We start from the raw sequence: 20,513 nt of genomic DNA, 5'->3' as shown, positions 1-20,513 counted from the left end.
CAGGAGCATCCGATGACACCCGTACCCGACGTCGTCGTCACCGGGATGGGGGCCACCACGCCCCTCGGCGGTGACCTCACCAGCACGTGGAACGCGGCGCTCGCCGGTGAGTCGGGGGCACGCCCCTTCGACAACGACTGGGTGGAGCGGTACGGGCTCCCCGTCACCTTCGCGGCCACCATCAAGGTGTCGCCGCGGGACGTCCTACCGGTGCCGGAGCTGAAGAAGCTCGACCCGTCGGCCCAGTACGCGATGATCGCGACGCGTGAGGCGTGGGCAGACGCAGGCTCCCCCGAGGTCGACCGCGAACGTCTCGGTGTCGTGGTGTCCTCGGGCATCGGTGGCATCTGGACCACGCTGGACGCGTGGGACACGCTGCGCGAGAAGGGCGCCCGTCGTGTCCTCCCGATGACGGTCCCGATGCTCATGCCGAACTCCCCGACGGCCTTCGTCTCGCTCGAGCTCGGCGCACGGGCCGGGGCGCACGCCCTGGTGTCCGCGTGCGCGAGCGGCGCAGAGGCGATCGGCTACGCCGTGGAGATGATCCGCAGCGGCCGGGCCGACGTCGTGGTCGCCGGCGGTACCGAGGCCTCGATCCACCCCATGCCCGTCGCGGCGTTCGCGGCGTCTCGCACCCTCTCGCTCCGCAACGACGACCCGCAGGCCGCGTCGCGGCCGTACGACGTCGACCGCGACGGGTTCGTGCTCGGCGAGGGCGCCGGCATCGTGGTGCTGGAGAGCGCCGAGCACGCCGCCGCCCGCGGCGCCCGGGTCTACGCCCGGATCGCCGGTGTCGGGCTGTCCTCGGACGGCTACCACATCACGTCGCCCGAGCCGAGCGGCGACGGCCAGATCCGCGCGATGAGCGCCGCGCTGAAGGACTCCGGCGTGGCGGCGCGGGACGTGGTGCACGTCAACGCGCACGCCACCTCGACCGTGGTCGGCGACCTGATCGAGGCGCGGTCCATCCGGGGCCTCCTCGGCGACGAGGCGGACCACGTGGCCCTGTCGGCCACCAAGTCGATGACGGGGCACCTGCTGGGCGGCGCGGGAGCGCTGGAGACGATCTTCACCGTGCTGGCGCTGCACGACCGCCAGGCGCCGCCGACGATCAACGTCGACAAGCCCGACCCCGAGCTGGTGCTGGACCTGGTCCGGTCCGAGCCGCGGCCGCTGCCGGACGGTCAGATCGCCGCGGTGAACAACTCGTTCGGCTTCGGCGGGCACAACGTGGCCCTGGTGGTCACCTCCGCCTGACCGCGGCCCCGCCTGACTGCGACGCACGACGGGCGCCCGACGACCCAGGTCGTCCGGCGCCCGTCGTCGTCCTCGCGTCGGGAGACGCCTCGCCCGCTCGCGTCAGCCGACGCGGTGCAGCCAGCGGACAGGCGCCCCGGCACCCGCGTACCGGAACGGCTCGAGCTCGTCGTCCCACGCCTGCCCGAGCGCCAGGTCGAGCTCGGCACGGAGCCGGGCGGCGTCGCCGGCGTGCTCCAGCGCGGCACGGATGCGGTCCTCCGGCACGACGATGTTGCCGTGCACGTCCGTCGCGGCGTGGAAGATGCCGAGCTCGGGCGTGTGGCTCCACCGCGCGCCGTCGGCGCCGTGGCTCGCCTCCTCGGTCACCTCGTACCGCAGGTGCGCCCAGCCGCGCAGCGCAGACGCGAGCCGTGCGCCCGTGCCCTGCGGGCCCTGCCAGGACAGCTCCGCCCGGTAGAAGCCCGGCCCCGCCGGCTGCACGGTCCAGTCCATGCTGACGCGCACCCCGAGCGTGTTGCCGGCCGCCCACTCGACGTGGGGGCACAGCGCGCGGGGTGCTGAGTGCACGAAAAGAACACCGCGGGTCAGAGCACCGGCCATGTCATCCTCCTGGGCGGATCGAGGTTCGCCTTCCCCAACGACCTCGCTCAGCACCCAGGAGACTTCGTGGCGCTCGCGGCGTACGGGGCCAGCATGCCTGACGACACGCCGGCTGCGCCAGCGCGAGCGCGGCGCGCCCCGCTCCGAGCGGCTACAGCTGCTCGCGGATCGCGCGCATCGCCTTCTTGCGCACGGACCGCTCGAGGCGGTCGAGGTACAGCATCCCGTCGAGGTGGTCCACCTCGTGCTGCAGGCAGCGGGCCATCAGCTCGGTGCCCTCGACCACCACCTCGTGGCCGTCGAGGTCGGTACCGACCACCCGCGCGTACCAGGCACGCCGCGTGGGGTACCAGAGGCCGGGCACCGAGAGGCAGCCCTCGTCGCCGTCCTGGTACTCGTCCTCCGACAGCTCGACGATCACGGGGTTCAGCACGTAGCCGATCTCGTCGTCGATGTTCCACGAGAAGGCGCGCAGGCTGACGCCGATCTGGTTGGCAGCCAGGCCGGCACGTCCCTCCTGGTCGACGGTCTCCAGCAGGTCCTCCACCAGCCCGCGGACACGGGCGTCGATGGTCGTCACGGGGTCGCACGGGGTGCGCAGCACGGGGTCGCCGACGATCCGGATCTCACGCAGGGCCATGGCTCGATCCTCCCATGAAGCGACCGGGCGCCGGTGAGCCGCCGGACTGCGTCGCCGCCCGGATGTGACGCACCAGACGACGCGAGGCGCGAGTCCTGGCCCTTGCGGGGGTACGGTGTCTTTGTACTGACTGGTCAGTGTGAGAGAGGCCCCGTGAACACCGACGCACGCCATCTGCCCGACACCACCACCGTCGCGTCCGCGCCCAGGGAGGTACCGCCTGCCGTACGGGCCACGGGACTCGCGCTGCACGGCAGCAGGGGCGCCGTCTACGGACCCCTGGACCTCGAGCTGCCGAGCGGCGGCCTCGTCGTGGTGCAAGGGCCACAGGGCGGCGGGAGGTCCAGCCTGCTGCTCACGCTGGCGGGCCGCATGGTGCCCGACGCCGGGTCGCAGCTGGAGGTCCTGGGCGAGCCGCTCCCCCGTCGGCGGCGGGCGGTGCAACGACGGGCCGCCGTTGCGGGCTTCGCCGGTATCGACGACCTCGACGGTTCAGTGAGCGTCGGTGCGACCGTGCGCGAACGGCTGGCGTGGCTGCGGCCGTGGTGGGCGCGCTCGCCGCGGGTCGACCAGGCCGCCTTCGGCCAGCTGGCGGCACCGGTGTTCGGACCGCGGCCGCTCCCCCAGGTCCAGACCCTGGTCTGGGACCTCGACGAGGTCGACGCCATGCTGCTGCGCGTCACGCTGGCGATGGCGCAGGCACCCGACCTCCTGCTGGTCGACGACGTCGACCAGGTCCACGACAGCACCCGGCGCCAGACGGTGTGGAGCTGCCTCGAGGCGCTGACGACGTCCGGCACCACCGTCGTCGCCGCCGTCGCCTCGCTCGACGAGCTCGCGCGGATGCAGTGGATGTCGCCACCGACGCGGGTGGCGCTCTCCTCGGGCCCGCACGCCGTGCCCGCCGCCGCCTGACCCCCTTCTGCTGCGCCACACCCCCGACCACCCTCCTGAGGACTGCGATGACCTCCCTCACCTCCACCGGCACCGAGCTGCGCCGGTTCCGCCACGGGCTGCTGCCCAAGCTCGCGATCGCCGCGATGGTGCTGGTGCCGCTGCTGTACGGCGCCCTCTACCTGTGGGCGTTCTGGGACCCGACCGGGCACCTCGACCGGCTGCCCGTCGCCCTGGTCAACTCCGACACCGGCGCCGTGCGCGACGGCGCACCGGTGCACGCGGGCGACGAGGTCACCACGGCGCTGGTCGACTCCAAGGCGCTCAAGTGGGTCCGCACGGACGCCGAGGACGCGGCGAGCGGTGTCCGGGACGGGCGCTACTACTTCGCGCTCACCGTCCCGGCCGACTTCTCCGCCTCCGTCGTGTCCGCGGGCGGGAGCGAGCCTCACCCCGCCCAGCTGCAGGTGACGTACGACGACACCAACTCGTTCCTCGCCACCACGCTCGGCCGGAGCGCGATGGCGCAGGTGTCCGACGCCGTCCGCGCGACGATCGGTCAACAGGCGGCCGACCAGGTGCTGGTCGGGCTCGGGTCGGCGCGCGACGGCTTCGCCCGGGCGTCGGACGGTGCGCTGACGCTGCAGGCGGCGGCCGGGACGCTGTCGTCGGGCGCGCACCAGGTGGCCTCCGGTGCGGATGCCGCGGCCGGGGGCGCCGCGAGCCTGGCCTCCGGCAGCGCGGCAGCAGCGAGCGGGTCGGCCACGCTCGACAAGGGGGCGCACGCCCTGGCCGACGGCACCTCGACGCTCGCCACCGGCGCGCAGGCCACCGCCTCGGGAGCACGCACGCTCGCCGACGGTGCCGCCCGGCTCGCCGACGGCAGCACGACGGCGGCGACGTCGGCGACCGCGCTCGCCACCGGCGCGGCGCAGGTGTCCGCCGGTGTCACGAGCGCCGTGGGACAGGTGTCCGCGCTGGCGACGCAGCTCGGAGACCTGTCGGGGGGCCTGACCTCCGTCATGACGTACCTCGCCGCCCGGGCACCGGTGGACCCGACCGCGGCCGCGCTCCTGAGCGGGATGCAGAAGGACGCCGCCGCGTTGCCCTCGGCCTCCCAGCTCACGCAGACCACGGAGCAGCTGTCCCAGCTGCAGGCGGGTGCGACCAAGGTCGCCGGCGGTGCGGCTCAGCTGAGCTCCGGACTGGGCACGCTGAGCACGTCTGCCTCGCAGCTCAGCTCCGGTGCCGCTGCCCTGGCCGGCGGGACGGCGCAGGTGTCCGGCGGAGCGGTGTCGGCCGCCGCCGGGGCGCACGACCTCGCGGCAGGCGCCGACCAGCTCGCCGCCGGCACCGCGACGCTCGCAACGGGCGCGACCACGCTCGCCGGCGGTACGAGCACCCTGGCGTCCGGCGCCTCGCGCGTCGCCGCAGGCTCGGACCAGCTCGGAGCCGGCTCCGCCACGCTGGCGGACGCGCTGCACAGCGGCGCTTCGTCCATCCCGGCGGACGACCCGGGGACGCAGACGGCGCGTGCCGCGACGCTCAGCACCCCGGTCCGCCTGGCGAGCACCGACGTGCACGCCGCCGCCGGCTTCGGCGAGGGGTTCGCGCCGTTCTTCATCCCGCTGGCGCTGTTCGTCGGCTCCCTGATCACCTGGCTGCTGCTGCGGCCGCTGCCCTCGCGAGCGCTGGCCACACCGGCGTCGGGCTGGCGCGCGACGTTCGCCGGGTTCCTGCCGGCGATGGTGATCGGCGTCGCGCAGGTCGCGGTGATGCTCGCCGTCATCCACTGGGGGGTGGGGCTGCAGCCGGCATCCGCGGTCGGCACCGTGGCGTTCACCCTGCTCGTCGTCGCGGCGTTCCTCGCCCTGCAGCAGATGCTGGTGGCCGTGCTCGGTCCCGCCGGAGGCAAGGTGGCGGTGCTGGCGCTGCTGATGCTGCAGCTCGCCTCCTCCGGTGGCACCTACCCGGTCCAGACCACTCCCGCCTTCTTCCAGGCGGTGCACCCGTGGCTGCCCATGAGCTACGCGGTCGGCGGGCTGCGTGAGGTGATCACGGGTGGCGCCGACGGGCGGCTGCTGGTCGCGGTACTCGTCCTGGTCGGGGTGCTGGTCGGGTCGCTCGCGATCACGGCGTGGCGCGCCGGCCGGATGCGCACGTGGACGCTGTCACGCCTGCACCCCGTGCTGTCGATCTGACAGGCTTCCGCACATGGCGGCCACGAGGGAGCACATCGTCTCGGCAGCACTCGCGCTCGTGGCGGACCGCGGCATCGCCGCGACGTCGATCGACGACATCGCGGCGGCCGCGGGCGTGGCCAAGGGCAGCGTGTTCTACAACTTCGGCAGCAAGTCGGCTCTGTTCGAGACGATCATCGCCGAGGGCGTCGCCCGGCTGACGGCCGCGCTCCAGGCGGCGAGCGACGGCCTGACCGGTCGGGCGGCCGTCGAGGCGATGGTGACGCAGCTGCTGGTGCACATCCGCGACCACCCCGACTTCGCCAAGCTGGCGGTCGCCGAGGTGTTCCGGACCGGACGTCAGTGGCAGGAGTCCATCCGCAACATTCGCGAGGACTCGATCGGCGCGTTCCGCACCGTCGTGGCGCAGGCGTGGCCCGAGCGGGACACGACGCTCACCGCGGCCGCGCTGTTCGGCGCCACGGTGATCACGGGGCTCGAGTGGCTCGTCTTCCAGCCGGACCGTTCGCTGGAGGACGTCCGGGACGCCGTCCTGGCCACCATCCGCTGAGCCGCTGACGCACGAACGCCGGTGGTGACCTTCGCGGTCACCACCGGCGTTCGACTGCTGTGCGGGATCTCGGTCGACGCGACCGGGAACCTCAGTCCGCCACGCGCTGCTGCGGGACACCCTCGAGGAGCTGACGGACCTCGTCCTCGTGGAACCGGCGGTGCCCGCCGAGCGTGCGGACCGCGGAGAGCTTGCCCGCCTGCGCCCACCGGGTGACGGTCTTCGGGTCGACCCGGAACATGACCGCGACCTCACCAGGGGTGAGGAGTGCGCCCTGCGGGAGCGTGGTGTGGGTGGTTGCCATCTGTGGCACTCCTTGTCGTTCGGTAGCTCGGCTGACCTGCGTGGGTCCCGTGGCTTTGCGTCCCCGCCTTGCGGTGGGTTTGCCGTTTTTCGCTGACAGCAGGGGACTATGCCCGAAAACAGGACATCTGCGCAACAACCGCCCTCTCCACGCACCGCCGATACCGGGTGAAATGTGCGCAGCGGTAGCCTGCCCTCGCACCAGGGGCAGTAGCTCAGCCGGTCAGAGCAGCGGACTCATAATCCGTCGGTCGTGGGTTCAAGCCCCACCTGCCCCACCCGCAACCCACCCACGGCCCGGCCCGCGACGCCGCTCCGCGTCCCCGCAGCCTGCACGCACGGAGGTATCGATGCCCCGCCTCTCCCACCGTCCGCCAGCCGACGTCCGCCAGCGGCTCGCCCTGACGCACGGGGACGCTCTGCTGGTCGCCGTGCGGATGACCGACGACCGGTGGGCGGTGGCGAGCCGTCGGGCGCTGCACCTCGTGCCCGTCGTCGGCGAGGTGGCGCACGTCCCGTGGTCGGCGATCGAGCGGGGCACGCTCGACACCGCCAGCCACACGCTGACGGTGCACTGGGTGACAGGGGCGACGGCGGCCATCGAGCTGCCGGAGGACGCCGACGGGAAGGCGTTCGCCCGCACTTTCCGCGAGCGCGTCCAGCAGTCGGTGGTGAACGCGACGACCGTGACGGTCCCCGGCGGCGGGCAGGTGCAGGTGGCGTTGCGGCGCGGGGAGGACGGCGAGCTGTTCACGCAGGTGCTGGGCGGCCCGCGCGTCGACCTGTCGGACCCGCAGGTGCGACGTCTGCTGGACGAGGCCGAGGCGCGGGTGCGCGAGGCCGCCGGGCTCCGCTGACCGGCACCGGGACGGCCGCCGTCGTGTCGGAGCGCCGCCGGCCGGCTGATACAGTTCTGCCCGCGATCCCCCGTAGCTCAATTGGCAGAGCATCCGACTGTTAATCGGAGGGTTACTGGTTCGAGTCCAGTCGGGGGAGCAACGCTCACGAACCCCCATCGGGCAGCTGCCTGGTGGGGGTTCTTCGCTGTCCCGGACAGGTCTCATCCGGCCGGAACCGGGGGCGTGTTAACGTTGCCACGCACGGCTGACGGGGCGTGCCCACCGTCCCGGCCCGGTGCCGGCGGGGCGCGGCTGCCTCGACGACAGCGTCGACCTCGGGACGGAGCGCAACGCACATGACGTGGTTGGTCACCGGCGGTGCCGGGTACATCGGCTCGCACGTGGTTCGGGCGTTCCAGTCGGCCGGTGTCGAGGCCGTGGTGCTGGACGACCTCTCCTCCGGGCACCGCCGCTTCGTCAGCGACGGGACTCCCCTGGTGGTCGGCTCCGTGCTGGACACCGACCTGGTGACGCGCACGCTCCGGGAGCACCGCGTCCAGGGAGTGGTGCACCTCGCGGGGTTCAAGTACGCGGGCGTGTCGGTGCAGCGCCCCCTGCACACGTACGAGCAGAACGTCACCGGCACGGCGCACCTGCTCGAGGCGATGGCGGCGGCCGACGTGACGGCGATCGTCTTCTCGTCGTCGGCGGCGGTCTACGGCACGCCCGACATCGACGTCGTCACCGAGACCACCCCGACGCGGCCCGAGTCGCCCTACGGCCAGAGCAAGCTGATCGGCGAGTGGCTGCTGGCCGACCAGGCGACCGCGACCGGCCTGACGCACACGTCGCTGCGGTACTTCAACGTGGTCGGCTCGGGCCACGACGACCTCGTGGACACCTCGCCGCACAACCTGTTCCCCCTGGTGTTCGACGCGCTCCTGGCCGGCCGCACGCCCGTCCTCAACGGCGACGACTACCCCACGCCCGACGGCACGTGCGTGCGCGACTACGTGCACGTGCAGGACCTCGCCGAGACCCACGTCGCAGCCGCGCAGGCGCTGGCCGCCGGAACCCCGCTGCAGCCCGTCTACAACCTCGGCGCCGGCGACGGCGTCTCGGTGCGGCAGATCATGACAGCCATCGCGCAGGTCACCGGGACGCCGTTCGAGCCCGTCGTCGGCCCGCGCCGTGCGGGTGACCCGGCACGCATCGTCGCCTCCGGGGCGCTCGCCACGCGCGACCTCGGCTGGGACCCGCACCGCACGCTCACCGACATGGTGGCGAGCGCGTGGCACGCACGTCAGACCCACCCCACCACCGACTGACACGAGAGGACGCCGCCACCGATGCCGAGCGCCATCCAGCCCTCCTGGGACGACCCCACGGGCGCCGCACGCGCCACCGAGCTCTTCACGCAGGCGTTCGCCACCCCGCCGGACGGTGTGTGGGCCTCGCCGGGACGCATCAACCTGATCGGTGAGCACGTCGACTACAACGCCGGGCTCTGCCTGCCGCTCGCCCTGCCCCACCGCACGTTCGCGGCGGTCCGTGCGCGGGACGACGACCGGGTGCGGCTGGTCTCGGCGCAGGCACCGGACGCCGTCTTCGAGGGGTCCCTCGACGACCTCGGGCCGGGCCGGGCGACCGGGTGGGCCGCCTATGCGGGTGGTCCGGCGTGGGTGCTGCGCGACGAGGGCGTACCGGTGCGCGGCTTCGACGCAGCCGTCACGTCCTGCGTTCCGTTCGGTGCCGGGCTGTCGTCGTCGGCCGCCATCGAGGGTGCAGTCGTGCTGGCGGTTCGCGAGCTGGCCGGCGTCGGCCCGCTGGACGATGGCGCGCGTGCCGACCTGACGGCCGCGTGCGTCCGCGCGGAGAACGAGATCGCCGGCGCACCGACGGGCGGCATGGACCAGGCGGCCAGCCTGCGGTCCCGCGCCGACCACGCCCTGCTGCTGGACTGCCTGGACCTCTCGGTGGACCACATCCCGTTCGCTCCCGCGGCCGACGGCCTGGCGATCCTCGTGATCGACACCCGGGCGCCGCACAGCCTGAACGACGGGCAGTACGGGCTGCGTCGGCAGCAGTGCCAGTCCGCCGCGGAGAAGCTGGGGCTCGGCTCGCTGCGAGAGGTCACCGACCTCGACGCGGCACTGCTCGCCCTGACCGACCCCGTCGAGCGGGCCCGCACGCGGCACGTCGTCACGGAGATCGCCCGCGTCCGCGAGTTCGTCGCGCTGCTGCGCGCCGGGGCCCTGGCCGGCACCGGTCCGCTGCTGGACGCGTCGCACGCCTCGCTGCGCGACGACTACGAGGTCTCGTGCGAGGAGCTCGACGTGGCGGTGGAGACCGCTCGGGCGGCCGGGGCCCTGGGTGCGCGGATGACCGGCGGGGGCTTCGGCGGGTCGGCGATCGCCCTGGTCCGGAGCGTCGACGTGGCCACGGTGGCCGATGCCGTCTCGGCGGCCTACGCCGCACGGGGATGGGGTGAGCCGGGCTTCCTGGTGGCCGACACCGCCGCACCGGGGGCGCGGGTCGTCTGAGCAGCACGGCGGAGGGTGCCCAGCAGCCTCCCTATGCTCGGCACATGCCCAGCCCGACCGGTTCCGGCCGAGGCGGCCGCGCGTCCATCGGTGACGTCGCGCGCCTCGCCGGCGTCTCGCTGCAGACGGTGTCCCGGGTGTCGAACGGCTCGGCCTCCGTCCGGCCCGGGACGCGGGCACGGGTGCTCGAGGCGATGTCCAGCCTGGGCTACGCCCCCAACCACGCGGCGCGGGCCCTGCGGTACGGCAGCTTTCAGGCGATCGGGGTGGTGGCGCACCGCCTGCCACGCACCGGCGAGACCCGGATCGTCGAGGCGGTCGTCGAGGCGGCCCGGCGCGAGGGCTTCACGATCTCCCTGGTCGACGTGCTCACGCCGTCACCGCACGACGTGAGCGACGCCGTGCAGCGGCTGGACAACCAGGCCGTCGACGGGCTGGTGGTGATCCGCGCGGAGACGGCGACACCCGAGACGCTGGCGCTGCCCTCCCACCTCCCGGTCGTGGTCGCCGATCCGCGTCAGGTCGGTCGGCACGCCACCGTGGGCGCCGACGAGACAACCGGTGCACGGTCGGCCGTCGAGCACCTGCTGGCGCTCGGGCACCGTCAGGTCCACCACGTCGCCGGACCCGAGGACTCGGTGCCGGCGCGCCTGCGCCGCGACGCGTGGCGCGCGGCGAGCGCCACGGCCGGCGCCGGCACGCCCCCACCCGAGGTGGGTGACTGGAGCGCGGAGTCCGGGTACGAAGCCGGCCGCCGGCTCGCGCTCGACCCGTCCGTGACCGCCGTCTTCGCCGCCAACGACGAGATGGCCGTCGGTGTGGTGCGGGCCCTGTTCGAGGCGGGCCGTCGGGTGCCCGAGGACGTGTCGGTAGTCGGTTTCGACGACATCCCGCTGGCCGGCTACGTGTGGCCACCGCTGACCACGGTGGTGCACGACTTCGAGCGGGTCGGCGCCGCGCTGGTCGAGCTGCTGGTGCGGCAGATCCGGGACGGGTCCGACCTGGGCGCCGAGCGCGTCGTGGTGCCGGCCCCGCTGGTCGTCCGTGCGAGCACCGCCCCTCCCCGGCCCGGGACCGGGTCGTGAGCACGCCGGACGCGCAGGAGGTGCACCGCGTCGTCGTCGCACGGGCGCAGGACGAGCGCGCGGAGGTGGCGCTCGCGCGGCGGGGCGCCGTGACCGAGCTGATCGTCGACGGGGTGTTCGCGATGGACACGGTCGACACCGGGACGGAACGTGCCCTCGCGCGGCTGGCGCTCGACCGCTGGCAGGGGCACGACGGCCAGCGCAGGGAGGAGCGCGACCCGGGCGGGCGTCCCGGGGCCCGCGTGCTGGTGGGCGGGCTCGGCCTGGGGTTCACCACGGCGGCGCTGCTCGCCGACCCACGGGTGGCGACCGTGCACGTGGTGGAGCTCCACGCGGCGGTCGTCGAGTGGGCGCGCGCCGGGATGCTGCCGCTACCCGCTGCTGCGCTGAGCGATCCCCGCCTGACGGTCACCGTGGGCGACGTGGTCGACCTGCTGCCGACGATTCCGGCCGGCTCGTTCGACGCCCTGCTGCTGGACGTCGACAACGGCCCGGGCTTCCTGATCCACCCGCCGAACGCCGTCGTCTACCAGCCGCAGTTCCTGCGCACCGCGCTGGACCTGCTGGCGCCGGGCGGCGTCCTGGCCGTGTGGTCGGCCGACCGGGCGCCGGCCCTCGCCGACGCGCTACGCACCGCCGGCGCCGACTGCCGGGAGGTGACGCTGCCCGTGCACCGCGACGGACGGGACCTGGAGTACGCCCTGTACCTGGCCGTCGCGGTCGGCGGACGATGAGCGGGCTGCTGAGCCCCGTCGCGGCGCTCGCCGGGACGCCCGGCGGGCTCGCGACGGCGTTCGCATCCGGCGTCGTGGCCGGGCTGGCGATCGCGGTGCCGGTCGGTGCCGTCTCGACCTTGATCGTCATGGTCGCCGCCCAGCGCGGGTGGCGGGTGGGCGCCGCGGCAGGGCTCGGTGCGGCGACCGTCGACGGAGCGTACGCGACGGTCGCTCTGGTGGCGGGCGCGGCCCTGGCCCCGCTGATCGAGGCCCACCGCACGACGCTGAGGTGGTCGTCCGCCGTCGTGCTGGCGGCGGTGGCGGTGGTGCTGGCCCGGCCGGCGTGGCGCCCCGCCGGTGCCGCACCGAGCACGACGGTCGAGCAACGGTCGGCCCTCGGGCCCGGGTGGGCGTACCTGACCGTCGTCGGCCTGACGGCCGTCAACCCGGCCACGGTGGTCTACTTCGCGGCACTCGTGGCGGGTCCGGCCGCCCGGACAGTCACGGACCTGCCCCAGCGGACGGCGTTCGTCGTCGGCGCACTCCTCGGCTCCGCCTGCTGGCAGCTGCTGCTCGCCGGCACGGGTTCGGCCGTCGGAGGCGTGCTGACGGGACCCCGGGCGCGGCGCTGGACGGCGGCGGCGGGGGCCGTGGCCGTCGGCGCGCTGGCCGTGGCGACGGCAGCGGGCGGCTGACGGGGCGTCGGCTCCGCTCAGGGCTCCCAGCGGAACAGGCGCGCCGACACGGCAGTCAGCACCAGGGTGAACGCCAGCAGCACCAGCACGGGCAGCACCACGGACGACGGACCCCTCCCGCGCACCATCGTGTCGAGCATCGCCTCGTTCAGGTACCGCAGCGGCAGCACCCGGGAGACGCCCTGCAACCAGCCCGGTGCGCCGGCCAGCGAGAAGAACGACCCCGACAGGAACGCCATCGGCAGCACGATGACGTTGGCGAGCCCCACCGCGGCCTCCTCCGTCTTGGCCACCGAGCCGGCGAGCAGGCCGATCGACAGGAAGGCGAGCGTCCCGACGAGGGTCAGCGGGAACACCATCGGCCACCACCCGGTCAGCTTCAGGCCGAAGAAGGCGACCGCCACGGCGAGGAAGATCACCACCTGACCGAACGCGACGGCGAGGCTGACCCCGACGCGCGCGAGCACCACCGACGCGGTCGACACGGGAGCGAGCCGCATCCGGCGCAGCAGCCCGTTGGTGCGCCACGTCACCAGGTTGACCGCCGCACCGAACGTCGCGCTCATCGCCACCGCCCAGCCGAGCAGGCCCGGGGTGACGAACTGGATGGTCCGCAACGACGTGTCCTCGACCTGGGCGGTCCGCAGCGAGAGTGCCGGCGGAGCGCCCGACGCCGCGAGGTTCGTCGCGTCCACCAGCCCGCGGAACGTGCCGAGCACCTGGGCGGCGCGCACCTGGTCGGCACGCGAGTAGTGCACGTCCACGGTGGGACCGTCCTGCGTCACCACGGCGGCGACGGCACCGGACCGCACCCGGGCCAGCGAAGCGTCGAGGTCGTCGCTCGTCGTGACGGAGATCGACTGGTCCAGCTGGGCACGGGCGTCAGCGGGCAGCCGGTCGAGCACCGCGACCGGTCCCACGGCGACCACATCGAGCCGCGGGCTCGAGCGGTCGGAGAAGATGCCGCCGAACAGCACCAGGAACATCAGGGGGAACACCACGGACCAGAAGATCGTCATGCGGTCGCGCACGAAACCCTTCGCCATGGCGGCGGTCAGCGAGCGCAGCGCGGTCACGAGCGGTACTCCCGTCCGGTCAGGTGCAGGAACACGTCCTCGAGAGTCGCTCCGCGCACGCTCAGCCCCGTCAGTGCTCCGCCCGCCGCGAGCTGGCCGAGCACCGCGGCCGGTTCGCGGGTGGTGAGCACGAGGCCGCCGTCGTCCTCCTCGGCGCTCGCGACGCCGCCGATCCCGGGCACCTGGTCCATCGTCAGCGCGCCGGGGGCGAGGGTGATCCGCACCGGTGCGTCGAGACCGCGCACCAGTCCGGCCGGCGTGTCCAGCGTCAGCAGCCGGCCCTCGTCGACGATGGCGACGCGGTCGCACAGCGCCTCGGCCTCGTCCATGTAGTGGGTGGTGAGCACCACGGTGCGCCCGTCGGCGGTCAGGCCCCGCAGCAGGTCCCACAGGTTGCGGCGCGCCTGCGGGTCGAGCGCCGCGGTGGGCTCGTCGAGGAACACCACCTCCGGGTCGTGCACCAGGGCGCAGGCGATGGACAGCCGCTGCCGCTGGCCGCCGGACAGCTTCTCGGTGCGCTCGTCCGCCTTGTCCTCCAGGCCGACCGTGCCGAGCAGCAGATCGGCACGAGCGGCCGGGACGCCGTACAGCGCGCCGAACGTGCGCAGCTGCTCACGGGCGGTCAGCCGCTCGAAGAACGACGACGCCTGCAGCTGCACGCCCATCCGGCGCTGCAGGGCGGGGTCGCGCCGCCAGGGGTCGTGGCCGTCCAGCCGGACGGTTCCGCCGGCGGGCCGGCGCAGCCCCTCGATCGCCTCCAGAGCCGTGGTCTTGCCGGCGCCGTTGGGCCCGAGCAGGCCGAAGAACTCCCCCGGCTCGACGACGAACGAGACGTCGTCCACGGCGACCAGTGCCCCGTACGTCATGGTCAGGTGCGACACGTCGATGCGGACGCCCATGTGCCCACCTCACCACCGGCCGCCGCGCGGCCACCACCCCCCGATGGCGACCCGGCTCCCGCCTGCAGCCCGGCGCCCCGCGGCCGCAGCGGTCAGGCGCTCTCCCGCAGCGTGCGGCGCCGACCCTCCAGCGCCACGAGCTCGGCGAAGGCGGCGGAGTACGCCGCCGCGTCGGCCTGTGCGTCCATCCGCTGCAGCCGCCCGCGCAGCTCGGCGATCTGCCGCGTGCAGCCGATCTCCACCAGCCGGAGCACCACGCCGCGGACGTAGTCCGCGAGCGCGTCGGCACGGTCCTCCGGGACCGGCGCCACCGCCAGCTCGGTGACCAGCGGACGGACGGGCTCGGACGCCTCCTCGATCACCTGGCCCACCCAGCCGGTCGCGTCCCCGCCGGCTGCGACGACGCGGCCGGCCTGCGGTCCCCCCGCGGCCCGGAGCGCCTCGTGCACCGCCCGGTAGGCCGGCACGGTGAACGTGTCGGAGCCGAGGTCGTCGGCGTCGGACGGGACCAGCGCCGGCAGCTGCAGGAGCACCTCGAGGGCGGTGCGCTCGAGGGAGGCGACCGGGTCGCGCCGGTCCGGGACCGGCAGCCGCGGGGCCGGCGGGGGCTGCACCTCTCGACCCGGGTGGCCCCCGCGTCCGTCGCCGTCGCCCCGAGAGCGGTCGTCGCCCCGGGCGCGGTCGCCAGCCGGCGCGGACCGCCCCGCGGCGGCGACCGCCCGGCGCACCTGCGCCTCGTCACCCAGCCCGAGCCAGCCCGTGAGCAGGCGGGTGTACTCCGGCCGCAGTGCGGCGTCCCGGATGCCCGCGACCACCGGCGCCGCCGCACGCAACGCCCCGACGCGGCCCTCGGCCGTGCCGAGGTCGAAGCTGGCGAGGGTGGAGCGGATGACGAACTCGAACAGCGGCTGCCGCCCGGCGACGAGGGCCCGCACCGCGTCGGGCCCCTTCGCCTGCCGCAGCTCGCACGGGTCCATCCCGGAGGGTTCGACGGCGACGAACGTCTGCGCGGAGAACGACTGGTCCTCGCCGAACGCGCGCAGCGCAGCCTTCTGGCCGGCGGCGTCCCCGTCGAACGTGAAGACGACGGCACCTCCGACGGACCCGCCCCCGGCGAGCTGCACCCCGCCGGCCCCGCCGGAGTCGCCCATCAGCCGCCGCACGATGCGCGCGTGCTCGGTACCGAACGCCGTTCCGCAGGTCGCCACCGCCGTCCCGACGCCGGACAGGTGCATCGCCATCACGTCGGTGTACCCCTCGACGACCACCACCTGCCGCTCGCGGGCGATCTCCCGCTTGGCGAGGTCGATCCCGTACAGCACGTGCGACTTGCGGTAGAGCGCCGTCTCCGGGGTGTTGAGGTACTTCGGCCCGTTGTCCTCGTCGAACAGCCGCCGTGCGCCGAAGCCGACGGTCTCGCCGGTCACCTCGCGGATCGGCCACACCAGCCGGCCCCGGAACCGGTCGTACACACCGCGCTGCCCCTGACTGACCAGGCCCGACGCGATCAGCTCCGGCTCGGTGAACCCCCGCCCGCGCAGGTGGCGCAGCAGCGCGTCCCAGCCCTGCGGCGCGTACCCGACGCCGAAGCCGTCGGCAGCGGCACGGTCGAACCCGCGCTCGCCGAGGAACCGGCGCCCCGCCGCGGCCGACGGACCCGCGAGCTGCTCCCGGTAGAACTCCTCGGCCACACGGTGCGCGTCCAGCAGCCGGCGTCGCCGACCCGGCTCGTCTCCGGGCCGTGGCGCACCACCCTCCTCGTACCGCACCTGCAGACCCACCCGGGCGGCGAGGTACTCCACCGCCTCGGTGAACCCGAGGCCGTCCACCTTCTGCACGAAGGCGATGACGTCGCCGCCCTCGCCGCACCCGAAGCAGTGGTACCGGCCCACCTGCGGGCGGACGTGGAACGACGGCGACTTCTCGTCGTGGAACGGGCACAGGCCCTTGAGGGATCCGACACCCGCGGGTCGCAGCGCGACGTGCTGGCCGACGACGTCCTCGATGCGGACGCGTTCGCGGACCGCCTCCACGTCCTCCCGCCGGATGCGCCCCGCCACGCGCGAAGTGTAGGTCGTCAGCGGTAGGGCGGTGCGACGAGGTCGGCGTGCCAGGAGGCCGCCGAGACGTCCGTGAGGGAGGCGACCTGGTCGATCACCACGCGCAGGCGGGCGGCGTCGTCCGACGCCTCCGCCCAGTCGGCGGCGAACGGCGGCTCGAGTGCGATCGGCGCCCGCTCGGACAGGACCCGGACCAGGTCGACGAGCATCTCGCGCTGCCGCTGGTAGAGCGGCTCGAGCTCGCGCGGCGCCATCACGTACGCGACCGCGAGGCCCTTGAGGACGAGGATCTCGGCCACCGTCTCGATCGGCACGATCAGGTCTGCGGCGTACCGGGTGAGCGGTCCGGGACCGTACTGCTCGCGCGTGGCACGCTGGGCCGCGGCGGCGAACCGGCCGATCAGCTGGCTCGTGGCGTCCTTGAGCATGGCCAGCGCGCCACGGGAGCCGTCGAAGCCGGTGGTCCACAGCTCGGCGTCGACCAGCCGGTCCGTGGCGGCCTGCAGGCCGTCAGCGTCCACCTGGTCGCCGTACCAGGTCTCCACCGCCTCGACGACGCGAGCGCGCTCGTCGTCGTCGGTCAGCACCACCAGGTCGAACCGGCCTCCGACCACGGCGTCCTCGACGTCGTGCACCGAGTAGGAGATGTCGTCGGCCAGGTCCATCACCTGCGCCTCGAGGCACTTGCGGCCCGCCGGCGCGCCCTCACGCAGCCACGTGAACACCGGCAGGTCGTCCTCGTACACGCCGAACTTGTGGGTCGGTCGGCCGCTCGCGGCGCTGACCGGCCCCTCCCCGTACCGCCACGGGTACTTCACCGAGGCGTCGAGGCTGGCGCGCGTCAGGTTGAGACCCACCGGGCCGTCGGGGCCGACGACCTTGGGCTCGAGGCGGGTGAGCAGCCGGAGCGTCTGGGCGTTGCCCTCGAAGCCGCCGATGTGCCGGGACAGGTCGGCGAGCGCCCGCTCGCCGTTGTGCCCGAACGGCGGGTGGCCGAGGTCGTGCGCCAGGCAGGCGGTGTCCACGACGTCCGGGTCGCACCCGAGCGTCTTGCCGAGCTCGCGGCCGACCTGCGCGACCTCGAGGGTGTGCGTGAGGCGCGTGCGCACGAAGTCGTCGGACGCGGGGCCGAGCACCTGGGTCTTGGCGCCGAGCCGCCGGAGCGCCGAGGAGTGCACCAGGCGGGCGCGGTCGCGCTCGAACGGCGTGCGCTCCTGGTTCTTCGACCCCTCGTGGACCCAGCGCTGCAGGTCCCGTTCGGCGTAGCCGGGCACGAGGGCGGCCTGGTTGCCGGGCACGGCGGGGTGCACGACGGTCACGCGGGAAACCCTAGGCGACCGCGCACCCCGCCGGTCAGGACAGTCGCCAGACGTGGACCGCCGGTCCGTCGCCGGGAAGGACGAGTCCGTCCCGCCGGACCTCCAGCTCGCCGTCGCCGTGCAGCCGCTCGGGCGCTGAACCGCCGGCCAGCAGGGTGCGCGGCAACCGCGCCCCCGGCCACCGGCCCCTGGCCAGGAGCACCAGAACGCGCTCGTCGGCCGTCTCGCGCAGGAACGCGACCGCGTCGTCGTGCACCACCGCCCAGCGTAGCCCGCCCTCGCGCAGCGCCCGGCTCCCCCGCCGGACCTCGATCAGCCGGCGGTAGACGTCGAACGTGCCCCGGTCCCACCGCGAGCCGCCGCCGTCGATGTCGGCCCAGGGCATCGGTACCCGCGCCCCCTCGCCTGTGGACCCGGTCAGACCCCCCTCGTCGCCGGCGAAGACCATCGGCGTGCCCGGATACGTGAAGAGGAGCCCGGCGGCCACCTCCACCGCGGCCGCGCTGCCCGCCAGCGTCCGGATGCGGGGCGTGTCGTGCGAGCCGAGCAGGTTCCACTGGTGCGCCGCCACCGACCACGGCACGCCCGCCAGCACCTCGCGCATCGTCGCCACCATCGCCCTCCCGCGCCGCGAGGCCCGGGGCACGGGGATGCCCGGCATGGTCAGGCCGGCCGCCGGGTCCACCAGCCACCCGCCCACCGGCGTCGCGAACCCGGCGTAGTTCATCGCCGCCTGCCAGCCGCCGGCCCGCAGGTCCTCCCCCGCGTCGTGGAAGTGCTCCGCGACCAGCACCGTCGCCGGGTTGACCGCAGACATCGTCTCCCGCATCTCGCGCGCCACGCGGTGCGTCAGGTCGTCGGACCCGTGCCGGCCGGTCATGTTCGCCACATCGACCCGCCAGCCGTCGAGCGCGTAAGGCTCGCGCAGCCAGCGTGCCGTCACGGAGCCGGGGCCGGACACCATCCGGTCGAACGTGCTGCCCGCGCCGTAGTTCAGCTTGGGCAGGGACGGGTGGCCCAGCCACCCGACGTAGCCGGGCTCGCTGTCCGTCCAGTAGTACAGCGATGCCTCGGGCGCCGAGCGGTCCTGCCGCGCGGCCTCGAACCAGTCGTGGCCCGCACCGGTGTGGTTCGTCGTCAGGTCGCCGACCAGCCGCATCCCGCGCTCGTGCACCGCGCGGGACAGGTCTGCGAGCGCCTCGTCGCCGCCCAGCAGGGGGTCGACGTGGTCGAAGCTGGTCGCGTCGTACCGGTGCACCGACCGCGCGGGGAAGACCGGGGTGAGGTAGACGGTGTCCACCCCGAGCCGCTGGAGGTGGTCCAGCCGCTGGGCGAGCCCGCGGAGGTCTCCCCCGTACAGCTGGCGTCCCGTGGAGCGACCGGTCGCCGCGGGCGGCACGTCCCACGCCACGGGCTCCGCCCAGGCCGGCCCTCCGGCCGGTGGCCCGTCGTACCCGTCGGCACGGGCGAACCGGTCCGGGAACACCTGGTACACCACGGCGCCGCTCGTCCACGACGGGGCCGGTGGGTGCACCGAGAGCCGGAAGTCGGCGGCGTCCGTGACGTCCCGGGCGTGCAGGCCGGTGCCGTTCAGCCACCGCGCGCCACCGGGCTCGTCCAGCAAGAAGCGGTACCCCGTCACGGGGTTGTGCACGGTGACGTCCACCGCGAACCACCGCTCGTCGCCGCCGTCGCCGTCCGCGCGGGCCGGCACCATCACCGGTTCCCCGTCCCGCAGCACGCGCACCCACACCGAGTCGACCGGCCGGTCGGCGGGAACGCGGACGCGTACCCGCACGACGTCGCCGAGCGCCGGGGTGCCCGGCGCCACGTAGAGCGCCGAGCCGTCGTGGTGCGGCCGGTCGAGCCGGTGCCGCGGCGCCTGCCGGGTGCGGCCCCGGCTCACCCCTTGACCGAACCGGCCGTCAGCCCGGACACGATGTACTTCTGCAGGAACTGGAACAGCAGCACCACGGGGATGGCCGCCAGCACCGCGCCGGCCGCGAACAGCCCCCAGGGGGCGGTCTTCTCGTCCGCCGCCCAGCTGTAGAGCCCGACCGCGAGCGTCCACTTCTCCGGCCGCTGCAGCACGATCTTGGCGATGATGAACTCGCCGTACGACGAGACGAACGACAGCAGCCCCACCACCGCGAGGATGGGGGCGACCAGCCGCAGGATGATCGTCCAGAAGATCTGCGCGTGCGTGGCGCCGTCGATCTTGGCCGCCTCGTCCAGCTCACGCGGGACGGTGTTGAAGAACCCGTACATCAGGAACGTGTTCACGCCCAGCGCACCGCCGAGGTACACCGCGATCAGCCCGAGCTGGCTGTTCACGCCGATCGCGGGGAACACCTTGGACAGGCTGAGCAGCAGCAGGAAGATCGCGACGAACGCGAGCATCTGCGGGAACATCTGCACCAGCAGCAGGAACGTCAGGCTGCCCCGCCGTCCGCGGAAGCGGAACCGGCTGAACGCGTAGGCGGCGGCCGCGCCCATCAGCACCGTGCCGACGGCGGTCACCGTGCACACCAGCAACGAGTTCAGCAGCCACGAGCCGAAGTACCGGCCCCACAGGTCCTGGTAGTTCTGCGCCGAGACGTGCCGGAAAAGCTGGTTCGAGCCCGTCAGAGTGCCGCCCGGGTTGAACGAGGCGGACAGCACGTACAGCAGCGGCAGCACGCAGACGACCACCATGACGACGGCGACGACGTGCCGCCAGCCGATCTCCCGCCACCACCGCACACCGTGCACGGGGGCGTGGTGCTCGAGCGAGCGGGTCGGCTTGATGGGCGTCCGCAGGACGGTGCCGGTCCGGGTCGAGGTCGCGGCCATG

General features: G+C 74.1%; 19 protein-coding genes, 2 tRNA genes and 1 riboswitch. Of the genes, 12 read left to right on the top strand and 9 right to left on the bottom strand.

Translation table 11 applies throughout. From position 1 onward, the window contains the following. Nucleotides 1–12 precede the first annotated feature (12 nt). The gene (locus tag QMF98_RS06995) at nt 13–1,257 is read left to right on the top strand and encodes a beta-ketoacyl-[acyl-carrier-protein] synthase family protein (protein WP_263730288.1); all 1,245 of its coding nucleotides are present in this window, start codon (nt 13–15) and stop codon (nt 1,255–1,257) included. Between the two features lie 102 nt (nt 1,258–1,359). On the opposite strand, the gene QMF98_RS06990 is transcribed toward QMF98_RS06995, so the two are convergent. Beyond that, complete coding sequence (locus QMF98_RS06990; RefSeq protein ID WP_263730287.1) at nt 1,360–1,860, bottom strand: DUF3145 domain-containing protein; 501 nt, start codon at nt 1,858–1,860, stop codon at nt 1,360–1,362. A 151-nt stretch (nt 1,861–2,011) separates the two neighbouring features. Next, entirely contained in the window at nt 2,012–2,500 is a 489-nt protein-coding gene (gene def / locus QMF98_RS06985) for a peptide deformylase (RefSeq protein ID WP_291762362.1), read from the bottom strand. Between the two features lie 153 nt (nt 2,501–2,653). Between def and QMF98_RS06980 the strand changes: the two genes are divergently transcribed. The 3 genes from QMF98_RS06980 to QMF98_RS06970 are packed head-to-tail and all read left to right on the top strand — an operon-like array spanning nt 2,654 to nt 6,145. Then, a complete protein-coding gene (locus QMF98_RS06980) occupies nt 2,654–3,415 on the top strand; it encodes an AAA family ATPase (RefSeq protein ID WP_337975280.1) in 762 nt (253 codons plus the stop codon). Between the two features lie 47 nt (nt 3,416–3,462). Then, a complete protein-coding gene (locus QMF98_RS06975) occupies nt 3,463–5,595 on the top strand; it encodes a YhgE/Pip family protein (RefSeq protein WP_337975279.1) in 2,133 nt (710 codons plus the stop codon). 13 nt (nt 5,596–5,608) lie between these two features. Beyond that, nucleotides 5,609–6,145, top strand: coding sequence for a TetR/AcrR family transcriptional regulator (locus tag QMF98_RS06970; RefSeq protein WP_337975278.1), 537 nt, complete (start codon nt 5,609–5,611; stop codon nt 6,143–6,145). A 91-nt stretch (nt 6,146–6,236) separates the two neighbouring features. Here the strand turns inward: QMF98_RS06970 and QMF98_RS06965 are convergent, their stop codons facing one another. After that, the gene (locus QMF98_RS06965; RefSeq protein ID WP_263730281.1) at nt 6,237–6,449 is read right to left on the bottom strand and encodes a BldC family transcriptional regulator; all 213 of its coding nucleotides are present in this window, start codon (nt 6,447–6,449) and stop codon (nt 6,237–6,239) included. An 18-nt stretch (nt 6,450–6,467) separates the two neighbouring features. Further along, nucleotides 6,468–6,543, bottom strand: a riboswitch (cyclic di-GMP riboswitch). A gap of 109 nt (nt 6,544–6,652) precedes the next feature. On the opposite strand from QMF98_RS06965, the gene QMF98_RS06960 reads away from it, so the two are divergent. The 8 genes from QMF98_RS06960 (at nt 6,653) to QMF98_RS06925 (ending at nt 12,326) form a co-directional block, all read left to right on the top strand. After that, a tRNA-Ile gene (locus QMF98_RS06960) sits at nt 6,653–6,726 on the top strand. Between the two features lie 72 nt (nt 6,727–6,798). Next, complete coding sequence (locus tag QMF98_RS06955; RefSeq protein WP_337975277.1) at nt 6,799–7,305, top strand: hypothetical protein; 507 nt, start codon at nt 6,799–6,801, stop codon at nt 7,303–7,305. Between the two features lie 66 nt (nt 7,306–7,371). Further along, a tRNA-Asn gene (locus tag QMF98_RS06950) sits at nt 7,372–7,444 on the top strand. A gap of 199 nt (nt 7,445–7,643) precedes the next feature. After that, complete coding sequence (gene galE, locus QMF98_RS06945) at nt 7,644–8,615, top strand: UDP-glucose 4-epimerase GalE (protein WP_337975276.1); 972 nt, start codon at nt 7,644–7,646, stop codon at nt 8,613–8,615. A gap of 21 nt (nt 8,616–8,636) precedes the next feature. Further along, nucleotides 8,637–9,830, top strand: coding sequence for a galactokinase (galK, locus tag QMF98_RS06940; protein WP_337975275.1), 1,194 nt, complete (start codon nt 8,637–8,639; stop codon nt 9,828–9,830). Between the two features lie 44 nt (nt 9,831–9,874). Beyond that, entirely contained in the window at nt 9,875–10,915 is a 1,041-nt protein-coding gene (locus tag QMF98_RS06935; RefSeq protein WP_337975274.1) for a LacI family DNA-binding transcriptional regulator, read from the top strand. After that, nucleotides 10,912–11,649 carry a spermidine synthase gene (locus tag QMF98_RS06930; protein WP_337975273.1) on the top strand — a complete coding sequence of 246 codons (738 nt, stop codon included), beginning with the start codon at nt 10,912–10,914 and terminating at the stop codon, nt 11,647–11,649. Before QMF98_RS06935 ends, QMF98_RS06930 begins: the two co-directional genes overlap by 4 nt. Continuing rightward, the gene (locus tag QMF98_RS06925; RefSeq protein WP_337975272.1) at nt 11,646–12,326 is read left to right on the top strand and encodes a LysE family transporter; all 681 of its coding nucleotides are present in this window, start codon (nt 11,646–11,648) and stop codon (nt 12,324–12,326) included. The genes QMF98_RS06930 and QMF98_RS06925 overlap by 4 nt, the downstream gene beginning before the upstream one ends. A gap of 17 nt (nt 12,327–12,343) precedes the next feature. Here QMF98_RS06925 and QMF98_RS06920 read toward each other — a convergent pair whose 3' ends face one another. The 6 genes from QMF98_RS06920 to QMF98_RS06895 form a co-directional block, all read right to left on the bottom strand. Beyond that, on the bottom strand, nt 12,344–13,402 hold the full coding sequence (locus QMF98_RS06920; protein ID WP_337975271.1) for an ABC transporter permease: 1,059 nt from the start codon (nt 13,400–13,402) through the stop codon (nt 12,344–12,346). Then, a complete protein-coding gene (locus QMF98_RS06915) occupies nt 13,399–14,301 on the bottom strand; it encodes an ABC transporter ATP-binding protein (RefSeq protein WP_337975270.1) in 903 nt (300 codons plus the stop codon). The genes QMF98_RS06920 and QMF98_RS06915 overlap by 4 nt, the downstream gene beginning before the upstream one ends. 92 nt (nt 14,302–14,393) lie before the next feature. Beyond that, nucleotides 14,394–16,361: a DNA primase gene (gene dnaG, locus QMF98_RS06910; protein ID WP_337975269.1), complete on the bottom strand. Its 1,968-nt coding sequence runs from the start codon at nt 16,359–16,361 to the stop codon at nt 14,394–14,396. Nucleotides 16,362–16,378: 17 nt separating this feature from the next. Further along, nucleotides 16,379–17,671, bottom strand: a complete 1,293-nt coding sequence (locus QMF98_RS06905) for a deoxyguanosinetriphosphate triphosphohydrolase (protein WP_490715665.1) — start codon at nt 17,669–17,671, stop codon at nt 16,379–16,381. A gap of 43 nt (nt 17,672–17,714) precedes the next feature. Continuing rightward, nucleotides 17,715–19,586 carry a glycoside hydrolase family 13 protein gene (locus QMF98_RS06900; protein WP_337975268.1) on the bottom strand — a complete coding sequence of 624 codons (1,872 nt, stop codon included), beginning with the start codon at nt 19,584–19,586 and terminating at the stop codon, nt 17,715–17,717. Then, nucleotides 19,583–20,512: a sugar ABC transporter permease gene (locus QMF98_RS06895; RefSeq protein WP_337975267.1), complete on the bottom strand. Its 930-nt coding sequence runs from the start codon at nt 20,510–20,512 to the stop codon at nt 19,583–19,585. Before QMF98_RS06895 ends, QMF98_RS06900 begins: the two co-directional genes overlap by 4 nt. Nucleotide 20,513: the final 1 nt, after the last annotated feature.

Origin of the sequence: Cellulomonas sp. NTE-D12, from assembly GCF_027923705.1 — a bacterium.
Taxonomy (GTDB): Bacteria; Actinomycetota; Actinomycetes; order Actinomycetales; family Cellulomonadaceae; genus Cellulomonas.
Note: the sequence above shows the minus strand (reverse complement) of the source record. Positions and strands in the feature narration are given on the sequence as shown.